Below are 1586 nucleotides of genomic sequence, written 5' to 3' on the forward strand. Positions count from 1 at the left end.
TCATCACGCCACGCGCGCCATGCAGCACCGCGAGGTCGAGCGTGCGCTGCTCGCGCTCCGCGGTGAGCACCATGACGCGCGACACTTCGTTCGACACGAGCCTGGGCAGGATGTCGAGGGCGCAATGTCCGTCGAGGTCCAGGTCGAGCACGATGACGTCGGGCGCGAGACTTTCCGACGTCGCCACCGCGTCCTCGCAGCAACGGGCCGTGCCCACCACCTTCATGCGCGGGTGCTCGCCATCGATCAGCCTGGACAGGCCCCACAACATGGTCTGATGGTCGTCCACGAGCAGGACGCCGATGGGGTGGGCAACTGGTTGCATGGCGGGCTCCTTGACTTGTCTTTTCGTCGACGCAGTGCTTGCTGCCGAGGGGTGTTGTTCTTCATCAGATGGGAATTTCGACCAGCACCGCGGTGCCGCCGCTCTCGCACTGGCGGACCTGCGCCCGCCCTCCGAGGGCCGTGGCGCGCTCGGTGATGGAGCGCGGACGGAACTGTGTGAAGCTCTCATCGCAGGCCTCGTTCTCGATGCTCAGCTGCAGCCATCCGTTCCTGCAGGCGATGCGAACGCTGCCGTGGCGTGCATGAGTGTGCTTGCAGATGTTGTTGAGGCCTTCGCCGACCATCTGGAGGACTTCCGCGCCCACCCGGTCGTCCACTTGGAGCGGGCCGTCGACGGCCACGGCGATGTCGATGCCGTAGAGCCCCTTGATCCGTGCGGCCTGGCGGTGCAGCTGCGGCAGCACTAGGCCGCTGGAGCTGTTCGCGCTTTGCCGGACCTCGCCGGCGTAGCGGCGCAGGTCGGCGATGACGCCTTCGGCCACGCTCGCGAGCTTGTCGATGTCTTCGCTCAGCGGGTTGTCGGCGGCAGCCTTCCTGCGCAGCGCGCACAGGCCCATGCGCAGGCCGATGTACGGCTGCACGGCCGTGTCGTGCAGGTCGAGCGCGAACTTCAGGCGTTCCGCGGAAGCGGCCTCGGAAGCCATCCGGTCGAGCACCTCGATGGTCTCGATGGTCGGGAAGATCTGTTCCATGAGGTGCGAAAGGAACAGGGCGTCGGCCTTGTTGAAGAGGCCGTCGCGCGACGACACGAAGACCCGTCCTTCGCCCAGCCGCATCGGCAGCGGGGCACTGATGAAGGCTCGGGCTTCCAGCATGTCGGTGATGGCCTCGCAACGCTGCGTGCCTTCCTCGTCCTCCGCGTGCCAGCCGTTGGCGGCTGCCTTGAAGACATGGCTCTGGGCGTACAGCTGGCTCAGGGGCCAGGGCAGGTGGTTGCTGAGCACGGTGCAGTCCGCCGGCAGCGCCATCAGTGGGGACTCGGCGATGCGGCCGATCGTTTCGATGCTGACGTGCTCGCAGGTGTCGTCCTTGCGCAGCGTGCGCAGGGTCCAGTTGCCCGTGGAGGTGTCATGCGTGAGCAGGATGCAGTGGCTGGCCCTGAAGAAGGCCAGTGTCTTTTCCATCGTGCGGGCGATGGTGCGGCCGGCGCCGAAACGGGGGTTCGACAGCTGGCTGACGTCGCCGAGCAGCGCCAGGCGCCGTTGCAGGCCCAGCTTCGAGCCGCCCCAGTGCACGATCAT

At 67.0% G+C, this 1586-nt stretch carries 2 protein-coding genes; both read right to left on the reverse strand.

The features are described 5' to 3' along the window. The coding region (locus tag EJO71_RS34190; protein ID WP_164546988.1) for a response regulator at positions 1 to 325 on the reverse strand (325 nt) is incomplete at its 3' end. Positions 326 to 389: 64 nt separating this feature from the next. Then, a partial coding sequence (locus EJO71_RS34195) for a histidine kinase (RefSeq protein ID WP_125953065.1) occupies positions 390 to 1586 on the reverse strand: 1197 nt, incomplete at its 5' end.

This window comes from Variovorax sp. 679 (genome assembly GCF_003952185.1).
Lineage (GTDB): Bacteria > Pseudomonadota > Gammaproteobacteria > Burkholderiales > Burkholderiaceae_C > Variovorax.